This is a genomic window from Cupriavidus sp. WGlv3, from assembly GCF_023952475.1.
In the GTDB taxonomy this organism is placed as follows: domain Bacteria; phylum Pseudomonadota; class Gammaproteobacteria; order Burkholderiales; family Burkholderiaceae; genus Cupriavidus; species Cupriavidus phytorum.
Map to the genome: position 1 here is coordinate 1 of NZ_JALHRX010000004.1, position 17,367 is coordinate 17,367.

16 protein-coding genes are annotated in these 17,367 nt (G+C 65.3%); 11 read left to right on the forward strand and 5 right to left on the reverse strand.

Going from position 1 to position 17,367, the window contains the following annotated elements; genetic code table 11:
• The 6 genes from MKD38_RS08930 to MKD38_RS08955 all read left to right on the forward strand — a co-directional run.
• Positions 1–609: DUF2345 domain-containing protein (locus tag MKD38_RS08930; protein ID WP_252675997.1), on the forward strand; the 609-nt coding region annotated here is incomplete at its 5' end.
• Between the two features lie 54 nt (positions 610–663).
• The gene (locus MKD38_RS08935) at positions 664–1,638 is read left to right on the forward strand and encodes a DUF4123 domain-containing protein (protein WP_252675999.1); all 975 of its coding nucleotides are present in this window, start codon (positions 664–666) and stop codon (positions 1,636–1,638) included.
• Positions 1,635–1,901 (forward strand): DUF3304 domain-containing protein, encoded by a 267-nt coding sequence (locus tag MKD38_RS08940; RefSeq protein ID WP_252676002.1) that lies wholly within the window; start codon positions 1,635–1,637, stop codon positions 1,899–1,901. The genes MKD38_RS08935 and MKD38_RS08940 overlap by 4 nt, the downstream gene beginning before the upstream one ends.
• Entirely contained in the window at positions 1,898–2,407 is a 510-nt protein-coding gene (locus tag MKD38_RS08945) for a DUF3304 domain-containing protein (RefSeq protein ID WP_252676005.1), read from the forward strand. Before MKD38_RS08940 ends, MKD38_RS08945 begins: the two co-directional genes overlap by 4 nt.
• Positions 2,404–4,386: a T6SS phospholipase effector Tle1-like catalytic domain-containing protein gene (locus tag MKD38_RS08950; RefSeq protein WP_252676007.1), complete on the forward strand. Its 1,983-nt coding sequence runs from the start codon at positions 2,404–2,406 to the stop codon at positions 4,384–4,386. Before MKD38_RS08945 ends, MKD38_RS08950 begins: the two co-directional genes overlap by 4 nt.
• Before the next feature lie 190 nt (positions 4,387–4,576).
• Complete coding sequence (locus MKD38_RS08955; protein ID WP_252676010.1) at positions 4,577–5,089, forward strand: hypothetical protein; 513 nt, start codon at positions 4,577–4,579, stop codon at positions 5,087–5,089.
• Positions 5,090–5,123: 34 nt separating this feature from the next.
• On the opposite strand, the gene MKD38_RS08960 is transcribed toward MKD38_RS08955, so the two are convergent.
• Complete coding sequence (locus MKD38_RS08960) at positions 5,124–6,011, reverse strand: LysR family transcriptional regulator (protein ID WP_252676013.1); 888 nt, start codon at positions 6,009–6,011, stop codon at positions 5,124–5,126.
• Positions 6,012–6,246: 235 nt separating this feature from the next.
• Between MKD38_RS08960 and MKD38_RS08965 the strand changes: the two genes are divergently transcribed.
• Entirely contained in the window at positions 6,247–7,494 is a 1,248-nt protein-coding gene (locus MKD38_RS08965) for an MFS transporter (protein WP_252676014.1), read from the forward strand.
• 47 nt (positions 7,495–7,541) lie between these two features.
• Here the strand turns inward: MKD38_RS08965 and MKD38_RS08970 are convergent, their stop codons facing one another.
• The 3 genes from MKD38_RS08970 to MKD38_RS08980 all read right to left on the reverse strand — a co-directional run bounded on the left by MKD38_RS08970 (position 7,542) and on the right by MKD38_RS08980 (position 12,130).
• The gene (locus tag MKD38_RS08970) at positions 7,542–9,833 is read right to left on the reverse strand and encodes a xanthine dehydrogenase family protein molybdopterin-binding subunit (protein WP_252676017.1); all 2,292 of its coding nucleotides are present in this window, start codon (positions 9,831–9,833) and stop codon (positions 7,542–7,544) included.
• The gene (locus MKD38_RS08975) at positions 9,834–10,304 is read right to left on the reverse strand and encodes a (2Fe-2S)-binding protein (RefSeq protein WP_252676019.1); all 471 of its coding nucleotides are present in this window, start codon (positions 10,302–10,304) and stop codon (positions 9,834–9,836) included. It lies immediately after the preceding gene.
• Positions 10,305–10,480: 176 nt separating this feature from the next.
• Positions 10,481–12,130, reverse strand: coding sequence for a mechanosensitive ion channel family protein (locus MKD38_RS08980; protein WP_252676020.1), 1,650 nt, complete (start codon positions 12,128–12,130; stop codon positions 10,481–10,483).
• Between the two features lie 376 nt (positions 12,131–12,506).
• Between MKD38_RS08980 and MKD38_RS08985 the strand changes: the two genes are divergently transcribed.
• From MKD38_RS08985 to MKD38_RS08995, 3 genes are read left to right on the forward strand one after another with little or no spacing between them, the layout of a single operon-like run.
• Entirely contained in the window at positions 12,507–13,487 is a 981-nt protein-coding gene (locus MKD38_RS08985) for a Bug family tripartite tricarboxylate transporter substrate binding protein (protein WP_252676022.1), read from the forward strand.
• A 29-nt stretch (positions 13,488–13,516) separates the two neighbouring features.
• A complete protein-coding gene (locus MKD38_RS08990; RefSeq protein ID WP_252676024.1) occupies positions 13,517–14,872 on the forward strand; it encodes an acyclic terpene utilization AtuA family protein in 1,356 nt (451 codons plus the stop codon).
• Between the two features lie 9 nt (positions 14,873–14,881).
• Positions 14,882–15,232, forward strand: a complete 351-nt coding sequence (locus tag MKD38_RS08995) for an AtuA-related protein (protein ID WP_252676026.1) — start codon at positions 14,882–14,884, stop codon at positions 15,230–15,232.
• A 4-nt stretch (positions 15,233–15,236) separates the two neighbouring features.
• Here the strand turns inward: MKD38_RS08995 and MKD38_RS09000 are convergent, their stop codons facing one another.
• Positions 15,237–16,007, reverse strand: a complete 771-nt coding sequence (locus MKD38_RS09000; protein WP_252676028.1) for an IclR family transcriptional regulator — start codon at positions 16,005–16,007, stop codon at positions 15,237–15,239.
• Positions 16,008–16,297: 290 nt separating this feature from the next.
• Here MKD38_RS09000 and MKD38_RS09005 point away from each other — a divergent pair, with 290 nt between their 5' ends.
• Positions 16,298–17,362, forward strand: a complete 1,065-nt coding sequence (locus tag MKD38_RS09005; RefSeq protein WP_252676030.1) for a CBASS cGAMP-activated phospholipase — start codon at positions 16,298–16,300, stop codon at positions 17,360–17,362.
• Positions 17,363–17,367: the final 5 nt, after the last annotated feature.

Below are 17,367 nucleotides of genomic sequence, written 5' to 3' on the forward strand. Positions count from 1 at the left end.
GAAGCGGCAAAGGAGGATGCGGCTAGCGGCAATACCAGCACGCCGGGAAAGGTGCCGCACCAAGGCGAGCCGATGGTCCACCTCAACGGCCGGGCTGGCGTGGCGATCGTGGCGGGACAGGATTTGCAAATCGCCAGTGGGGAAAGCGTCGTGATGGCCAGCGGCCAGGACAACAATGTCGCCGTCGCTGGGCAGGCGCGCGTGCATGCCGGTCAGGCGATCGGCGTGGCGGCGGGATTGTCTTCGGCCGGCGACGGAAACGCCTGTCTGCAACTGACGGCAGGTCAGGGCGATATCGATCTCCAGTCGCAGCATGATCTGCTGAAGCTGGCGGCGCGGGAGGACCTGACCATTGTGTCGGCCAACATGAATGTGGACTTTGCCGCGGCCAAGCGGATTCGCATTGCCACGGCTGGCAGAGCTGCCATCACGATTGAGGGCGGCAATATTACCTTCGAATGTCCGGGACCGATTACCTATAAGGCGGCGCAGAGAATCTTTGAGGGGAACACCAATATTCCGTACCAGCTGCCAGCCTTCCCAACGAACTTCTGCCTCGACTGCATGCGCCAAGCCATGGCATCAGGGGCTGCCCTTGTGCCGGCGTGAATGCACGAAGCCAATGCGCTATCGACCGACTAGTTGCTGCTCATGGAGCAATCAATGGCAAGAAATCGCAGCGTAACGAGCCCTTCGGTTTATTTCGCGGTCGCACCTACCTCGCCCCGGTTGGCCGACCAAGTGCTGGAAGAATGGCAGCGCCGGCTGGCACAGGAGCCACGGCTACACCTGTATGCACTCGTTGATTGCCTGATCGCGCCGGATTTCGTCGATTTCTGCGTGCGCGAGGGATGGCAGGCTCCCACATCCATCTATGCCGATCAGATCGGCCTGGACAGTGGCCGGATGTGGTCACCTTCGCTTTTGGCATTGTCGGCAGAAATGGCGTCCCTGCATCAGCAGGTCACCAGCATAGGACAGCACTGCAGCAGCAAGCCCGCCCTCGGCTTTATTGCCAGCCGCTATCCCATTGAAGTGGTAAAGGCCCAACTGCTGCGCCTGGCTTGCGTTGCAGATGGTGACGGCAGCCGCTGGTTGGTCCGGTTCGGCGATACGCGAGTGTGGCCTCCGGCGGAAAAATGGCTAACGCCGGAACAGCACGCCCACGCGTTCGCTGGACTCGATACGTGGATGATCGTAAATCGTTACGGCCAACTACAAACGTTCGACGGCAGTCCGGACACTGATCCAGCCTGCCCGAACGTACTCGTCACGGATTTCCGCATTTCCCCTTCTCAGTTCAGCCGCATGTGCATGTGGGGCGAGGCAGATGCCCATCTTGCCAGGTTGGCCGGCACATGGGCCAGTGTGCAATCGTTACGGAGGCCTATCGAGCAATACGATATTGCCAGCCAATGCCTTGCCACGCTCGATCAGCTAGGGGTCACGGACGAACAGCACCGATATCAATGCATTCGCCGCGCCCTACTGCAGAGAGAGCCTTGCGACAACGCCGTGCAGAGTGAACCCTTGGTCGGGTGTCGGCACGAGCCAGGCGTCTCAGCGGCAGCCACACAGCCGATAATCCGGGAAAATCATAGTCAAGTAGACACTCTCTCAAAAGGCATATGCCCATGATGCGACGACTTGCCGTGCTTGCCGCCAGCCTGGTGATTGCAACCTTGACCGCTTGCGCTTCCACTGGCCTGTCTACCAAAGACAAGAACAAGGACTATTTCAATGCATCGATCGGTCCAGTGAATCACACCGATCAGTTCCTATACATGTTCTTCATCGAGAATGCGACAAGCGCTGGGGCGAGGGCATATGGATGGCGCAACGCTGGCAGTTGTTGCGTGCGTTTGCCAAAGGTATATCGCCCCGGCCTGAGCGTCGATTGACCGCAACCGAAGGGCATATCCCCATGATGCGACTTACCGTGATTATTACCAACCTGGCGATGGCCGCGCTGACAGCTTGCGCTTCCAGCGACCTGTCTACCAAAGACAAGAACAAGGACTACTTCAATGCATCAATCGGCCCGGTCAACCACACAAGCCAGTATCTTTATGGATTCCAGGTAAATGGTGCGTTTGGCGCAAACGCCGGTGCCTACGGCGGAGATATCGCTGGCACCTGTTGTGTTCGCCTACCCAGGCTATACCGTCCCGGCCTGACTGTCGATATCGATTACGACCTGACCCTCGACGACGGCAGCAAGCACAACTGGAAAACCAGGAAAGCCGTGCCGGTCGATCCTTACACCGAGCCGGGTGATGTCTATGTGCACTTCTTCCCGAACGATCAGATTAGGGTGGTGGTGTCCCGGGCGGGGCCGGGAAGCAGCCAACACCCCATCCCGCGCCCGGTAGATCCTGGTGAACGACGTGGAGGCGTGCGTCAATGAAACAGCCTGTCAAAACTCCGCGCTTGGATACCAGCTATTCGCCAGCAACGGAGCACTGCCAGTTGACATCAGAGGAGGAGACCTACCTGGACGATCATCGCCCGTCCTGCCTACATTTCAAATACGGCGCTCCTCCGAACTGCCACAACGTTGTGAATGTCGGATTGTTTTTCGATGGGACCAATAACAACATGGAGAGGGACTATCACTTGAATCGTCGCTGGAGACCCCCGCCGGTCCGCTCGCACAGCAACGTTGTTAGGTTGTATTTGGCTTATCCTCCCGCACTTGATAACCGTCCGGAGACTAGCAATCAGTACTTCCGATACTACATGCCGGGCGTGGGTACACCTTTTCCCGAAGTCGGCGAAGAACAGGAGACGGAGGATGGCAAGGCATTCGCCAAGGGTGGCCAGGCGCGCATCTTGTGGGCGGTGCTGCAGGTCTATAACGCAGTGCACCGTGCTGTCTACGATGATTTTCCTCTGTACTCCAACGAAGAGATGTCCGGTTTGATTCGTGACTACGAACAAAAGGTCAACTTCAACCGCAGGCCGGATCCAGAAGATCCCCCCATCCTGCGACGCGACTGGTTCAAGCCCCTGACCGATCGCTTGTCGCAGACTTTGCGTGAGCGCCTGATTGCAAAGCGGCTACCCACCGTCCCGCTGGTCACCTTGTCGGTATTCGGGTTCTCTCGCGGCGCAGTGGAAGCGCGGGCCTTCTGCTACTGGTATCAGGACGCATTGCGGAACGGGAAGTTTGCCGGCATCGACACCGAAATCAAATTCCTTGGTCTGTTTGACTCGGTGGCATCCGTGGGGCCACCTGCATCCCTGCACGAGCAATTCGGTATATGGATGGCTAGCGGTCATGCAAGCTGGGCGGCCGAGATTCTCAAACCGCTGCCGGATTTGGTAAAGAAGACCGTGCACATCATCGCAGCACATGAGGTGCGAATGAACTTCCCCGTGACACGGGTCGTGGGCGGCAATGTCGAGGAGTGGATGTTTCCGGGGGTGCATTCCGATGTCGGTGGCGGCTACGCGCCCGGTAATCAAGGCCGTTCGCGCAATGGCTACGCTGCGCTGCTGTCGCAAGTTCCACTCCTGCATATGTATCGCGCCGCTCTCGTTGCCGGAGTCCCGCTAGCTCGCCTAGATAAGATGAAGCAAGTGGTGCGCGACGACTTTGAGGTCGACCCCGCCCTGATGTCCGCCTTCACCAACTACTTGCGGACCTTGCAGGCCGGAGACTGCACCGACTATGAGGCTCTGGTGCGCAAGCATATGGGCCTCTACTACGGATGGCGTTCGCGGATAGCCTATCGAGGCGATAAGGCGATTTCAGCTGCAGCGACGGATCAACAGGAAAAGCAGGATCTGGAAGAGTCCGAATCGAGCATGAAATGGGATGTGCATCTTCTAGAGTTGCGCGACTCGCCCAATGCGATGCGAACCGACCGCGGCGGACTGGCACTTTCGCCCCAGGAGCGGGCGGGTGGCAACCAGCTCCCGGTAATCTACGCCGAAGCTGGGCTGCCTTTGAACCCTTGGGAACGTTGGGCCCTGGACATATTCCGTAGCCAGTCGCACTCGGGAGCGTTGTCGCAACAGGGTGAAGACGTGCTGCTGGAAGACTATGTGCACGATTCCTTTGCCGGGTTCTATCTTGCGGGGGCCATTACGAGGTTCGATCAGGAAGAAGCCTTTCAGCAGATGTGCAGGAAACTGGCGCAGGGCCGGTCGCTGGATAGCTTCGAGCAACGGATGTATCAGCTGAATCCCGCCCGCGCGGACCAAGAGGTCGAGGCGATCAAAGCCGGCGCGCCAGTCGCCGACGCCGACGATCCGTTTATTTTTCCGGTAATGACCGATGACGACGCTGCAGCTCTACGCGTTGCCGGTGTCCGGCTCGCAACAAGCACCCGACGCGAAGGCGGCGGGTATTTTCGCCAGCGTTGGGTGTACGGGAAATGACAAGAATCTCATCGCAGAATTCCCGGAAGCGGCAGCCAAGCAAGCTGTAAGAGTAGTGGGCGCGAGCGCTCCATGCGGAGAGAATCTATTGTGTCATTGGCGATGAGGTGAATGAATGAGGAGGATGGTTGCTCTGACGCTATTGCTGACGATGGGGCTCGGCAATGCTAGCGCGTTACCAGATGTAGTCATGTTCACTGGAGACTCGATCCAAATAGAGGTGCCAACTCGGGACTATACGAGGGTTGCCGAAAGCATATCGGCTGCTGGGTCCGATGCCGAGCATAGTGGCGCGTTGTTCGATATCGTGCTGACAAGACGGCGCGCGCTAGGAGGCAACGAATCAGACACCGGGACCGTTTGCCGCAAAACCATTGCGGTTTGCCAATCGATCGGCCGAGGAGTGGTGCCTTACTGGCTTGATGTCAATGGCATTCTGCGGATTGGGGGCGCCACCGAGACTGTGCGTGAGATTTCGCTCTCGGGACGGCGTGCCTTCGAAGCATTTCACCTATGTGCCTGGAATCCAAACGGCGTGAACATGCCGGTTGGGGGGCAATGTTATACATTGGTCCTGCCGCTCGAGAACAAAGTGGTGAGCCTTGGTTTTTTGTTGGGGCGGAATGTGGGTTGCCAGAAGTATGAAAGGTGCTGGCGCCAAGAACTGAAGAAGGCCCGGTGGATTGCCGGCAGGGTCAACTAAAAGAGAAGCCTCTGTAAGCGTCAGCACATCCCCCCTACCCCCGCAACACCTGCACCACCAACGCAAACGCCGGCGACGGCTGCCGCCTGCTCGGGTAGTAAAGGTGATAGCCATCGAACTTCGGACACCAGTCCTCCAGCACGCGCACCAGCCGGCCGGCTTCGATATGCTGCATCAGCTCATCCTCGGGCAGCAGCGTGATCCCCAACCCGGCAAGTGCTGCATCGACCTGCGGCTGCGTGGTATTGAAGATCAGCGGCCCGTCCACACGCACGTTCACCTGGCGGCCGCGCCGCTCGAAGTCCCAGACGTAGAGCCCGCCGGAGGTGGGCATGCGCTGGTTGATGCAGCGGTGCGCCATCAGGTCTTGCGGGGTCTTGGGCGGCGGATTGGCCGCGAAGTAGGCGGGCGACGCCACCACCGCCATGCGTAGCGGCGGGCCGATGGGCACGGCGATCATGTCCTTGTCGATGGTGTTGCCCAGGCGCACGCCGGCGTCGAAGCGGTCCGCCACGATGTCGCGGAAGCCGTAGTTGACGTCGAACTCCAGCTTGATGTCCGGGTATTCGTGCAGCAGCGGCGTGAGCCGTGGCAGCAGGATGGTGTGCAGCACGTTGTCGCCGCAGGTGATGCGGACCGTGCCGGCGGGCTTGTCGCGCAAGGCGGTCAGGGCATCGAGCTCGGCCTCGATTTCGTCGAAGCGGTGGCCGATGGCCTGCATCAGCCGTTCGCCCGCCGCGGTGGGCGAGACGCTGCGCGTGGTGCGCGTCAGCAGCCGGATCCGCAGCCGTTCCTCGAGGCCGCGCACGGCCTGGCTCAGCGCTGACTGTGTTACCCCCAGCGACGCGGCGGCCCGCGTAAAGCTGCCTTCGCGCGCGACCGTCACGAAAGCCAGCAGGTCGTTGAGATTGCGTCGGACCATGCGTCGGTCTCCATCGGCATATTGATTAGTGTTACTTATAACCTCTTTAAGTACTCATTAGCTAGTCATTGGCCCCTCCACGCGCGAAGATGGGTGGGAAGCTGAGGCCGGGCACCCGGCCTCGCCATTGCTGCTTCCGGCACTTTTTTCCACACACCGCGCTCAGGCCACGCCGCTCCGGACGATAACGGAGCTGCGGGGGCGTCGTGCGCGCCTCCAGAGCTCCCTGAACTGCATGACAACCCCACTCTGTGACGCCCCCGTGGGCGCGACACTCCCCGCGCACGATGCCGACCGCCAACCCGCCCACTGGAGCGGCGTCTTTGCGATGACACTGTGCGTGTTTGCGCTGATCGCCTCGGAATTCATGCCGGTCAGCCTGCTGACGCCCATGGCCGCCGACCTGCATGTCACCGAAGGCCTGGCGGGCAAGGGGATCGCGATCTCCGGCGCCTTTGCCGTGGTGACCAGCCTGTTTATCTCCGCGCTGGCCGGCAGCATGGACCGCAAGACGCTGCTGCTGGGGCTGACAGCGCTGATGGCGGTTTCCGGCGCGGTGATTGCGCTCGCGCCCAACTACCTTGCCTACATGGCGGGCCGTGCGCTGATCGGCATAGTGGTGGGCGGCTTCTGGTCGATGTCGGCGGCAACGGCGATGCGGCTGGTTCCGCCCGGCCAGGTGCCGCGCGCGCTGGCGATCTTCAACGGCGGCAACGCGCTGGCCACGGTGGTGGCGGCGCCGCTGGGCAGCTACCTGGGCGCGGTGATCGGCTGGCGCGGCGCGTTCTTCTGCCTGGTGCCGGTGGCGCTGGTCGCTTTTGCGTGGCAGTGGATCAGCCTGCAGGCGATGCCGGTGGCAGCGCGCGGCAGCGGCTCCCCCAACGGCTCCCTCGACGGCTCGTCCAACGGCTTGCGACTGTTGCGCCAGCCACTGGTGGTGCTGGGCATGCTCGGTGCCAGCGTGTTCTTCATGGGGCAGTTCACGCTGTTCACCTACGTGCGGCCGTTTCTCGAGACGGTGACGCGGGTCAATGTGTCGTCGCTGTCGCTGATCCTGCTGGTGATCGGGGTTACGGGTTTCATCGGCACCATGGCCATCGGCGCGGTGTTCAGGCGCGGCTTCTACGCGACGATGATTGCCATACCGGTAGTGATGGCGGCGATTGCGCTGGCACTGGTCGCATTCGGCGCCAAGACTGCCGCTGCGGTTGCGTTGCTGGGGCTGTGGGGCTTCGTTGCCACGGCGGCGCCGGTAGGCTGGTGGGCCTGGATCGCCAGGACCTTCCCGAATAATGCCGAAGCCGGCGGTGGCCTATTGGTGGCGGTGGTCCAGCTTGCCATCGCGCTGGGCTCCACCGTGGGTGGCCTGCTGTTTGACCGCAGCGGTTATCAAAGCACCTTCGTCGCCAGTGCTGCGCTGCTGGGGATCGCTGCGTTGCTGACCTGGCTGACCGCGCGCGCCGAAGCCGCGCGGGCTGCCTGACGCGCTTGCTTGAAAGGCGCCGCGACCACGGTCGCGGCGCGCCTTGCCTATGCCACCTTGCGCACCGGCAGGCTGCGCACGCGCTTGCCGGTGGCGGCGAAAATCGCATTGCACAGCGCGGGCGCGACCGGCGGCACCGGCGGCTCGCCCACGCCGCCCGGTGGCAGGTCGTGGTTGTCGTTGACCAGGTGGGTGCGGATCACGCGCGGTGACGCATGATGGCGCAGCACTTCGTAGTCGTGGAAGTTGCTCTGCATCACGCGGCCCTTGTCGAAGGTGATCTCGCTGGCCAGCGCCAGGCTCAGGCCCATGATGGCGCCACCTTCCATCTGCGCGCGGATGCGGTCGGGATGGATCTGCGGGCCGCAGTCCATCGCCATGTCGACTGACACCACGCGCACCTCGCCCTTCGCGTCGACCGCCACCTCGACCACGGTGGCGGTGTAGCTCATGAAGCTGTAGCAAAAAGCCATGCCCAGCCCGTGGCCCCTGGGCAGCTTGCGGCCCCAGCCCGCGCCGCGGGTGGCGGCCTCGATCACGCCGCGCAGGCGCCCCGTGTCATACGGATAGCGTTCGGGCGATTCGGTGTAGTTCCAGGTATCGGCCAGCGTGCCGGGGTCGATCTTGCGCGCGGGCCCGATCAGGTCGAGCGCAAACTGCCGGTGGTCCTTGCCGGCGCGGTGCGCCAGCTCGGCGATAAAGCACTGCGCCGCGAACGCATGCGGAATATTGGCCACCGAGCGGAACCAGCCGATGCGCGCATGCGCCGGCACTTCGGCGGTTTCCACGCGCACGTTGTCGATGCGGTAGGGCATGTTGATCGCCGACATGGCCGACTCGAACATCTGCTGGCCTTTCGCGCCCTCGGTGAAGAGCGAGGCGATGGTCGGCGCGGCGCTGCGGTGCAGCCAGGACTTTACCTGGCCCTGCCTGTCGATGACGGCCTCCAGCCGCTCGGCCGAGACGGTGTGCAGGTAGTCGTGGTGGATGTCGTCGTCGCGGGTCCATACCAGCTTGACCGGCGTGCCCTCGGGCATCGCCTGCGCGACGATGGCGGCCTCGTCGACAAAGTCGGGCTTGGACTTGCGGCCAAAGCCGCCGCCCAGCAGCAGCACGTTGACCCTGACATTGCCGGGCTTGAGCTCGAGGCGCTTGGCCACGGCAGTCTGTGCGGCAACCGGGTTCTGGATCGAGGTCCAGACCTCGGCGCTGCCGCCGCGAATGCGCACGGTGGCCACGGGCGGTTCCATCGACGCATGGGCCAGGTGCGGCACGTAGTAGTCGGCGGCAAGGCGCTCGGCGGGCGGCGCCTTGTTCCAAACCTGCTGCGCATCGCCCTGGTTGCGCATCGCCTTGCCCGGCGCGCGCGAAGCCGCCTCGAGCGTGCGGCGATACACGGTGGAGTCATAGCTGCCGTTGGGGCCGTCGTCCCATTCGATCTCCAGCGCGGCGCGGCCCTGCATGGCCGACCAGGTGTTGCGCGCGACCACCGCCACGCCGCCCAGCGGCTGGAACGCCGGCGCGCCCTGGAAGGCCGGAATCTCCACCACCTTCAATACGCCTGGCAACGCCAGCGCCTTGCGGCTGTCCAGCCGGCGCAGCTTGCCGCCCACCACGGGCGGGCGTGCCACCACCGCGTACACCATGCCGGGCAGGCGCAGGTCCATGCCATAGACGGCGCGGCCCGAGCCGATGGCTTCCTGGTCGACCGGCCGTACCGCGTTCTTGCCGATATAGCGGAATTCGGTGCGGGGCTTGAGCCGGAGCGCATCGCCCTTCGGCACCGGCTGGCGCGCTGCGTCGGCCGCCAGCTCGCCAAAGCCCAGGCGGCGTCCGCTGGGCTGGTGCACGACTTCATGCTGCACGGCGCGGACCTCGGACACCGGCACCGACCAGCGCGCCGCCGCAGCGGCCTCCAGCATCTGGCGCGCCGCGGCACCGACACGCCGCATCGGCATCAGGAAATGCCGCACGCTGCGCGAGCCGTCGACGTTCTGGTTGCCGTAGCGGGTCTCGTCGGCCTCGGCCTGGACCACCTTGACGCGATCCCAGCGCGCCTCCATCTCGTCGGCCACCACCATCGGCAGGCTGGTGCGCACGCCGGTGCCCATCTCGGCGCGATGGGCCACGATCGTGACGGTACCGTCGGCGGCGATCGAGACGAACGCCAGCGGATTGTCGACGGTGCTGCCGGGCATGGAGTCGGCGCCGAACTTCTTTGGCGCTGGATCCGCGGCGCGGGCGACGGTGACCAGGCCACCGGTGGTCACGGCCAGCGTCATCAGGCCGAGGCTGCCGCGCAGGAATCCGCGGCGGGACAGTCGGGCGATGTTGTCCATTTACTTGCCCCCCTGTGCCAGGCGGCTGGCCGCCTGCCGGATCGCGGCGCGAATGCGCGGATAGGTGCCGCAGCGGCAGATATTGCCGCTCATGGCCTCGTCGATCTGCCGGTCGGTCGGCGCCGGGGTGGTCTTGAGCAGGCTCACCGCGGTCATGATCTGCCCGGCCTGGCAGTAGCCGCATTGGGCTACGTTATGCTGGATCCACGCCTGCTGCACCGCCTGGCCCACGCGGTCGCCTTCCATGCCTTCGATGGTCGCGACGGCTCGTCCCGCCACGGCGGAGACCGGCGTCACGCAGGCCCGGATCGCGGTGCCGTCCACATGCACGGTGCAGGCGCCGCACAGCGCCATGCCGCAGCCGAACTTGGTGCCGGTCATGCCAAGCTCATCGCGCAATGCCCACAGCAGCGGCATCTCGTCGGGTACGTCGACGTCCCGGGGCTGGCCATTGACCTGGAATCTTGTCATGGGGGAACTCCTTGTGAAGACCATGGCGTCATGCCAATAAGCCTGGATTCTCGGCTTGTTGATAAAGCCATCATTGTCGTCAAGTTTGACGTGCCGAACTGATTAGCGCAGCTTATAAGCTCATTAAGCTTGCGTGAATCGTCAACGATGATTGCGTGTCCCCGCGCGCAGGCGCTTCAGCCCTCGCCGCGCTGATGTGTGGCCGGCGTGGCGGGGGGCGCATGCCATTGCTCGGTCGGCACCATCACCGGTTCCTTCGGCTGCAGCACGAAATGCGGCGACATGATCTGCACGTTGTGGCGATTGAACTCGTCCTGGATCGCGGCATGCAGCGTGGACAGGGCGAAGAAGCGGCGGCGCGGGTCTTCGATGGCGAAGAACAGCTCGTACTCGACGTAGAAGTCCGACAGCCCGCGCTGCAGCACGAAGGGTGCCGTTGCCGGGTCCAGCCCGGGCACCTGGCGCGCGGCATTGAGCAGCATCGCATGGACCTGGCGCCAGGGCGTGTCATAGCCGATCGTCACCGCCGACGACAACAGCGCGGCGCTGCCCTGGTTGATGTCCCCGGAGCGCGAATAGTTGTGCACGGCGCTGCCGACCACCACCGCGTTCGGCAGCGTGACCTGTTCCTGCCGCAGGTTGACCAGTCTGACGGAAAGCGGACCCAGGTTCTCGACCCATCCCACCGTATCGCCGATGCTGACCATGTCGCCCACGCGCAGCGCGCGGGCATACACCAGCACCATGCCGCTCATCAGCTGGTTCACGACATTGGCCGAGCCCAGCGTCAGCATAAAACCGAGCAGCACGGACACGCCCTTGAACACATCGCTCTGCGATCCCGGAATGTACGGGTAGGCAAAGGTGAAGCCAAGCGCCCACACCAGTACCGCGGCCAGGCGGCGTGTCGCCGGCACCGTCTCCGGATGCAGGCCCGGCACCGTGAGGTTGCCACGCTCGGTGGCCGTGAACACGCTCGAGACCACGACCTGCACGCCACGCGTGATGAACAGGATGATGGCGACCACCAGCAGGCCTGGGATGGCGCCGACCACGGCGCCGCCGATGCCTTCCAGCAGCCGCCACAGGTATGCACCCATGCGCGCGCCGAGCGGGTGGGTCAGCGGAAACTGCAGCAGCGAGAATTCCAGCCAGACAAAGGCGACCAGCGCGAACAGCGCCACCGCCAGGATGCGCACGATGCGGTCGGTCAGCTGGTAGAGCGCGGCGGTCCAGTCGAAGCCGTTGGCGGTGCGCGCCTTCAGGTGCCGCTGCAGCGAGGCGTCCACCACGCGCCCCAGCAAGCGCCGGGTTTTGGTCAACCCCCAGACCAGCAAGACCGCGACCGCCAGCGCGCCGCCCGTGCGCAAGGCGCCGCGAATCAGCGTGGGCCAGTGCTGTTGCTGGCGGCGCGCAGCGACGGCCTGGCCGACATTGTCGACCGTCTGGCGGACCAGCGTCTCGAGCGAGGCGGCCTTGTCCTCGGGATCGAGGTCGCCTTCGACCACGGCCAGCAGCAGCCGCTCGCCGATATAGATGGCTTCGCCACGCTGGCCGGCAAGCTCGCCAGGGCTGGTGCGCACGGGCTGGCGCAGGTCCGACGGGGTCATGGCTTCGAAGCGGTCGCGCGCGCGCCGGGCGCGCACTTCAGGCGTGACACCGGCCAGCGTTGCACGCAGCACCATGATCGGGCGGTTCATCAGGCGGACTTCGACCGGCGCGACCTCGGCGTCGGCGACGGGATCCGGCGCTGCCCGGGCCGCGGCGATGCCAAGCCACAGCAGGATGGCCAGCACGGGAAGCCGCCGCATCAGCAAGAACACCATGTCATCCGTCGCTCGCGTGATTTGGGAAACGGCGATGCCACCGCCGCGCGCGTTCCCCATCCATGCGGGCCGGGGACAGAGTTGGGTGCATGGTTACAGCTTGCGATTTAGAGCGGAAGTGAAACTTTTTGGGCGGCGAGCTTAGAAAAATCGCTGCCTGCCGCTGCGGCGCGGGCGTCACCTCGGGCCGGCTGGATTCGCGGTGGAGCGCATCGGTGCCACCTCGACGCTTCGGTTCCGGATCGCGGATTTTCATTCAATGAAAATAAGCTGCAAAAGTTTGACGGCATTTTCGCCGGCTGCCTAACATCGCTCGCACAAGACCTTCATCAGGCGAAACTGCGCTGGCGCTGCGGCGCAGTGCGAGGAGACAGCAATGCGGACCAAAGGACTGCGCCGGCTGGCGCTGGTGGTTGCGGTGTGTTGCCTGCCATGGGCGCCGGCGGCAGGCGCGGCGGAATATCCGGCGCGGCCATTGCGGCTGGTGGTGCCGTTCACGCCCGGCGGTACCACCGATATCCTGGCGCGGGTGGTCGGTGCCCGGCTCGGCGAGGTGCTCGGACAGGGTGTCGTGGTGGAGAACCGTCCCGGGGCGGGCGGCAACCTCGGTGCGGAAGCGGTGGCGCGCGCCGCGCCCGACGGCTATACGCTGCTGATGGGCACGCTTGGCACGCAGGTAACCAACGCCTACCTGTATGCGCGCATGCCCTACGACGCCGCCAGGGACTTCGCGCCGGTGACGCTGGTCGCCAACTCGCCCAATGTGCTGCTGACCAATGCGGCGCAGCCGGTGCGATCGGTGGCGGACGTGATCGCGCTGGCCAGGAAGGAGCCCGGTCGCATCAACTACGCGTCGACCAGCGCTGGCGGCTCGCCGCACCTGTCAGGCGAACTGCTTGCCAGCATGGCCGGCATCAGGATTCAGCATGTGCCGTACAAGGGCGCGGCGCCCGCGATGACGGACCTGCTGGCCGGGCAGGTCGAGCTGATGTTCGACAACCTGCCTTCAGCGCTGGCGCAGATCCGGGCGGGCAAGGTCAGGGCCCTCGCCGTGACCAGCCCGCAGCGCTCGCCCGTGTTGCCTGACGTGCCGACGGTGCAGGAATCCGGCCTGCCGGGCTACGTGGTGAATTCCTGGTTTGGCCTGCTCGCGCCGGCCGGCACGCCACCGGAGATCGTCGCGCGGCTGCAGAAGGCGGCGGCCGGCGTGCTGGCCGAGCCGGCGGTGCGCCAGCGCATCGAGCAGCTCGGTGCCATGCCGGGCGGCGACAACCCGGCTGCCTTCGCGGCCATTATCCGCGCGGACCACGACAAGTGGTCGCGCGTGATCCGCCAGGCCGGTATCCAGCCCCAGTAAGGGTGTCCTCCGACTTCCTGACAATGCCAATGACCAAGACCACGCTGCGCGTCGGCTCCGGCTCCGGCTGGTGGGGCGACCGCGTCGAACCGGCCGCCCTCAGCGCGCGCCTGGGCCGGCTCGACTATCTGTGCTTCGAAACCATGGCCGAGGCGACAGTCTCGGCGGCGCAAGTGCGCAAGCGGCGCGATCCCACCTTCGCCGGCTACGACACCTACCTGGACGAGCGCATGCGCGCGGTGCTGCCGCATTGCCTGGCCAATGGCACGCGCATCATCAGCAACCAGGGCTGGATCCATCCGCTTGGCGCGGCCCGCCGCATCGCAGAGATCTGCGAGGAACTGGGGCTGCCGAGGCCCCGCATCGCCGCCATCACCACCACTGACCTCACGCCGACGATCTGCGGCCAGGACCTGGCGCTGCTCGAGAGCGGGGCGCCGGTCGCGTCGCTGCGCGGCACGCTGATTTCCGCCGAGCCCTACGAGGGCGCGCTGCCCATCGTCAGGGCGCTGGAGCAGGGCGCGCAGATCGTCGTGACGGGTCGCGTGGCAGACCCGTCGCTGTTCCTGGCGCCGATGATCCATGCCTTTGGCTGGGACTATGCGCGCGACGTGGACCTGCTGGCGCGCGGCAGCGCCATCGGCCATCTGCTGGAATGCGGTGCGCAGGCAACGGGCGGGTACTTCGGCGATCCCGGCTACAAGGATGTGCCCGAGCCCTGGAACCTGGCGTTTCCCATCGCCGAGGTCGATGCGCGCGGCAATGCGGTGATCGGCAAGGTGGCCGGCACCGGTGGCCGCATCGACCTGCAGACCATCAAGGAGCAGATGTTCTACGAGGTGCATGACCCGGCCCGCTATATCACGCCGGACGTGGTGGTGGATTTCACCACCGCCGTGCTCGAGCAGGTCGGGCCGGACCAGGTGCGCATCGGCGGCGTACGCGGCGCGCCGCGCACCGGCACGCTGAAGGTGTCGCTGGGCTGCACCGAGGGCTTTATCGGCGAGGACATGTTCTTCTATGCCGGGCCCGGCTGCCTGGCCAAGGCCGAGCTGGCGCGCGTCATCCTGGAGCAGCGCTTTGCGCTGGCGAACCTGCAGGCGGAAGAACTGCGCATCGACTTCCTCGGCGTCAACGCCATCCATGGCGCGGCGTCGCCGATGCCACCGTGCGAGCCGAACGAGATTGCCGTGCGCGTGGCCGCGCGCACCCGCACGCGCGAAGAGGCCGCCAAGGTCGGCCGCGAGATCGACAGCATGGCGGTCTGCGGACTGGCGTCGACCGGCAAGCGCGTGCCGCACCAGGACCGCACGCGCGAGATCATCGGCGTGTGGTCGGCCCTGGTGCCGCGCGCGCAGGTCGAGTCCCGCATCCACTTTCTCTGAGGGCCAGCCATGATCGTTTGCTTGCGGCGCGTCGCGCATACCCGGTCGGGCGACAAGGGCAACACCTCGAATACGGCCGTGATCGCCTATGACCCGGCGTTCTATCCCTACCTGAAAGCGCAGCTCACCGCGTCGGCGTTCAAGGCACTGTTCGGCGGCGTGATTACGGGAGAGGTGGAGCGCTATGCCGTCGACGGCCTGCAGGTGCTGAACTTTGTCGCGCACGGCGCGCTGGGCGGCGGCGTATCGCGCAGCCTGGCGCTCGACAATTACGGCAAGGCGCTGGCCAGCGCGGTGCTGCGCTTCGAACTGGACCTTCCCGATGCGCTCGCCGGCCTGCTGCGCGGGCCGGCGGCCTGAAGCGCTAGCGCGGTCCGGCGCGCCGGGTCCAGGCGCTGCTGATGCGGCGCGCTTCATCCTTCAGGCGCCTGGCAAGACGGGCTTCGCGCGCGCGCAGCCGCTCGCTCAGCGCGGCAATGCTGAGCGCGCCGAGCGGCTGGCCTTCGTAGTCGAGAATCGGCACCGCGATGCCACCCATGTGCTCGACCACCCAGTCGAGGAACATCACATGGCCGCGCTCGCGCGCGGCTTCCGCCTCCCTGGCGATCAGTTCCGGCGTCAGCCGCGGATAGGCCGCGAGCCGGCGCGAGGTCTGCTGCAACCGCCTGGCCCGCTCTGTCGGCGGCAACCAGGCCAGGACCGCCATGCTGCCCGCGCCCACGCCCAGCGGCCGGCGCGTACCGACCTCGACATAGTTGGCGCGGATCGCGAAGGTGCCGAGCTCGATCTGCGTGCAGACCGATTCGCCGCGGCTGGCTTCCGTCAGCACGGCGGTGTCCTCGAATTCCTCCACCAGCCGTTCCAGGCTATGCCGGGCCAGCGCGCGCAGGTCAACGCGGCGCTGGGCCACGTCGGCAAGCTGGAAGACTTCGGCGCCGATGCCGAAGCGCCGCTGGGCATCGCGCGTGGCGAACCCTTCCGCGACCAGCATTTCCAGCAGGCGCGATGTCGTTGCCGGGTCGAGTCCGGTGGCGCGCGCGACATCGGAAAGGCGCCGCACCTGTGGATCGGAAAGCGCGCGCAGGATGGAGAGCGCGCGTTGCACCGGGGACGAGCGGGGAATGCGGTCGGGCATGGGGGGCTAGGCTGGCCGGGACCTGCCCATCATCGCATGGATGGTCTCGCATGCCAGGCCTGGCGTTCGCGGCGCGACGCGGCCGGAGCGGACCCGATGGCGCATGACAGTGCCGTCGTGCAAATCAGAATGAAATGCCATCTAAATGCCTGCATGATGGGGCTACATCGCCCACGGCGTTTCTGTAAAAACACGCTGCCGTCGCCTAGTATGGATGCTGCATTGCCACGCGACCTCACAAAGGTTTGCGGCCGTGCGGCGACAGTTCATACGGCAGCGGGGGGGAATCCTTGGACGAGTCGGCTCCGGACCGGTTTCAGATTCTCGCGCTCTCGGGCGGCGGCTTTCGCGGGCTGTACACGGCCAGGCTGCTTGCCGATTTCGAGGAGGAGATCGGGGCCCCGATTGCGACCCGGTTCGACCTGATCGCCGGGACTTCGATCGGCGGGGTCATCGCACTGGCCCTGGCGCTGGAGCTGCCGGCAAGCCGCATCGTCGACCTGCTGACGCGGCATGGCGAGCAGATCTTCCAGCGGCGCTGGTCGCTTGCCGGCATCTGGCGCGCGCCGTTCGGGTCGCGCCGGCTGCTGGAACTGCTCTGCGCCGAGCATCTGTTCGGCGAACGCCTGCTCGGCGCCTGCGCGCACCGGGTAGTCATTCCCGCGATCAATTATTCCACCGGGCGGCCGCAGATATTCAAGACGCCGCACCACGTCAATTTCAAGCGCGACCACAAGTTCCGCATCGCGGATATCGCAATGGCGACCAGTGCCGCGCCGGCCTACTTCGCGCGCTACACGTTCAACCACAACCAGTTCGTCGATGGCGGCCTTTACGCCAATGCGCCGGGTTTGCTGGCTGTGCACGAGGCGCAGTATTCCCTGCTGCGCTCGCTCGCCGATGTGCACGTCATGGCGATCGGAACGATGTCGTCGAAATTCACCGTGAACCCGCGCCGCAACCGCGACGGCGGCACCTATGACTGGGGCGGCATCAATCCCGCCAACATGCCCCGGCGCCTGTTCGGCCTGTCGATATCGGTCCAGGAAGCGCTGAGCGATTTCATGCTGTCGCACCTGCTGCCGGGGCGCTATGTGCTGGTCGACGATGACCTGACCGACCAGCGCGCACGCGCCGTGGGCATGGACCGGGCCGACCACGCGGCACGCGAGGTGCTGCTGGGCGCGGCCTCGGAACGGTCCAAGATCTGCATCGGCAGCCGCGAGTTCCAGCCGTTCCTGAGGCATCTCGCTCCCGCTCCGACCTTCTTTTACGGCGAGAACGAGAACGCCGGCACGTTCGCGCGCCGCGGCGGTGCCACGGCGCAGGTGCACAGGATCTCGCCGGCGCGATAGGTCCG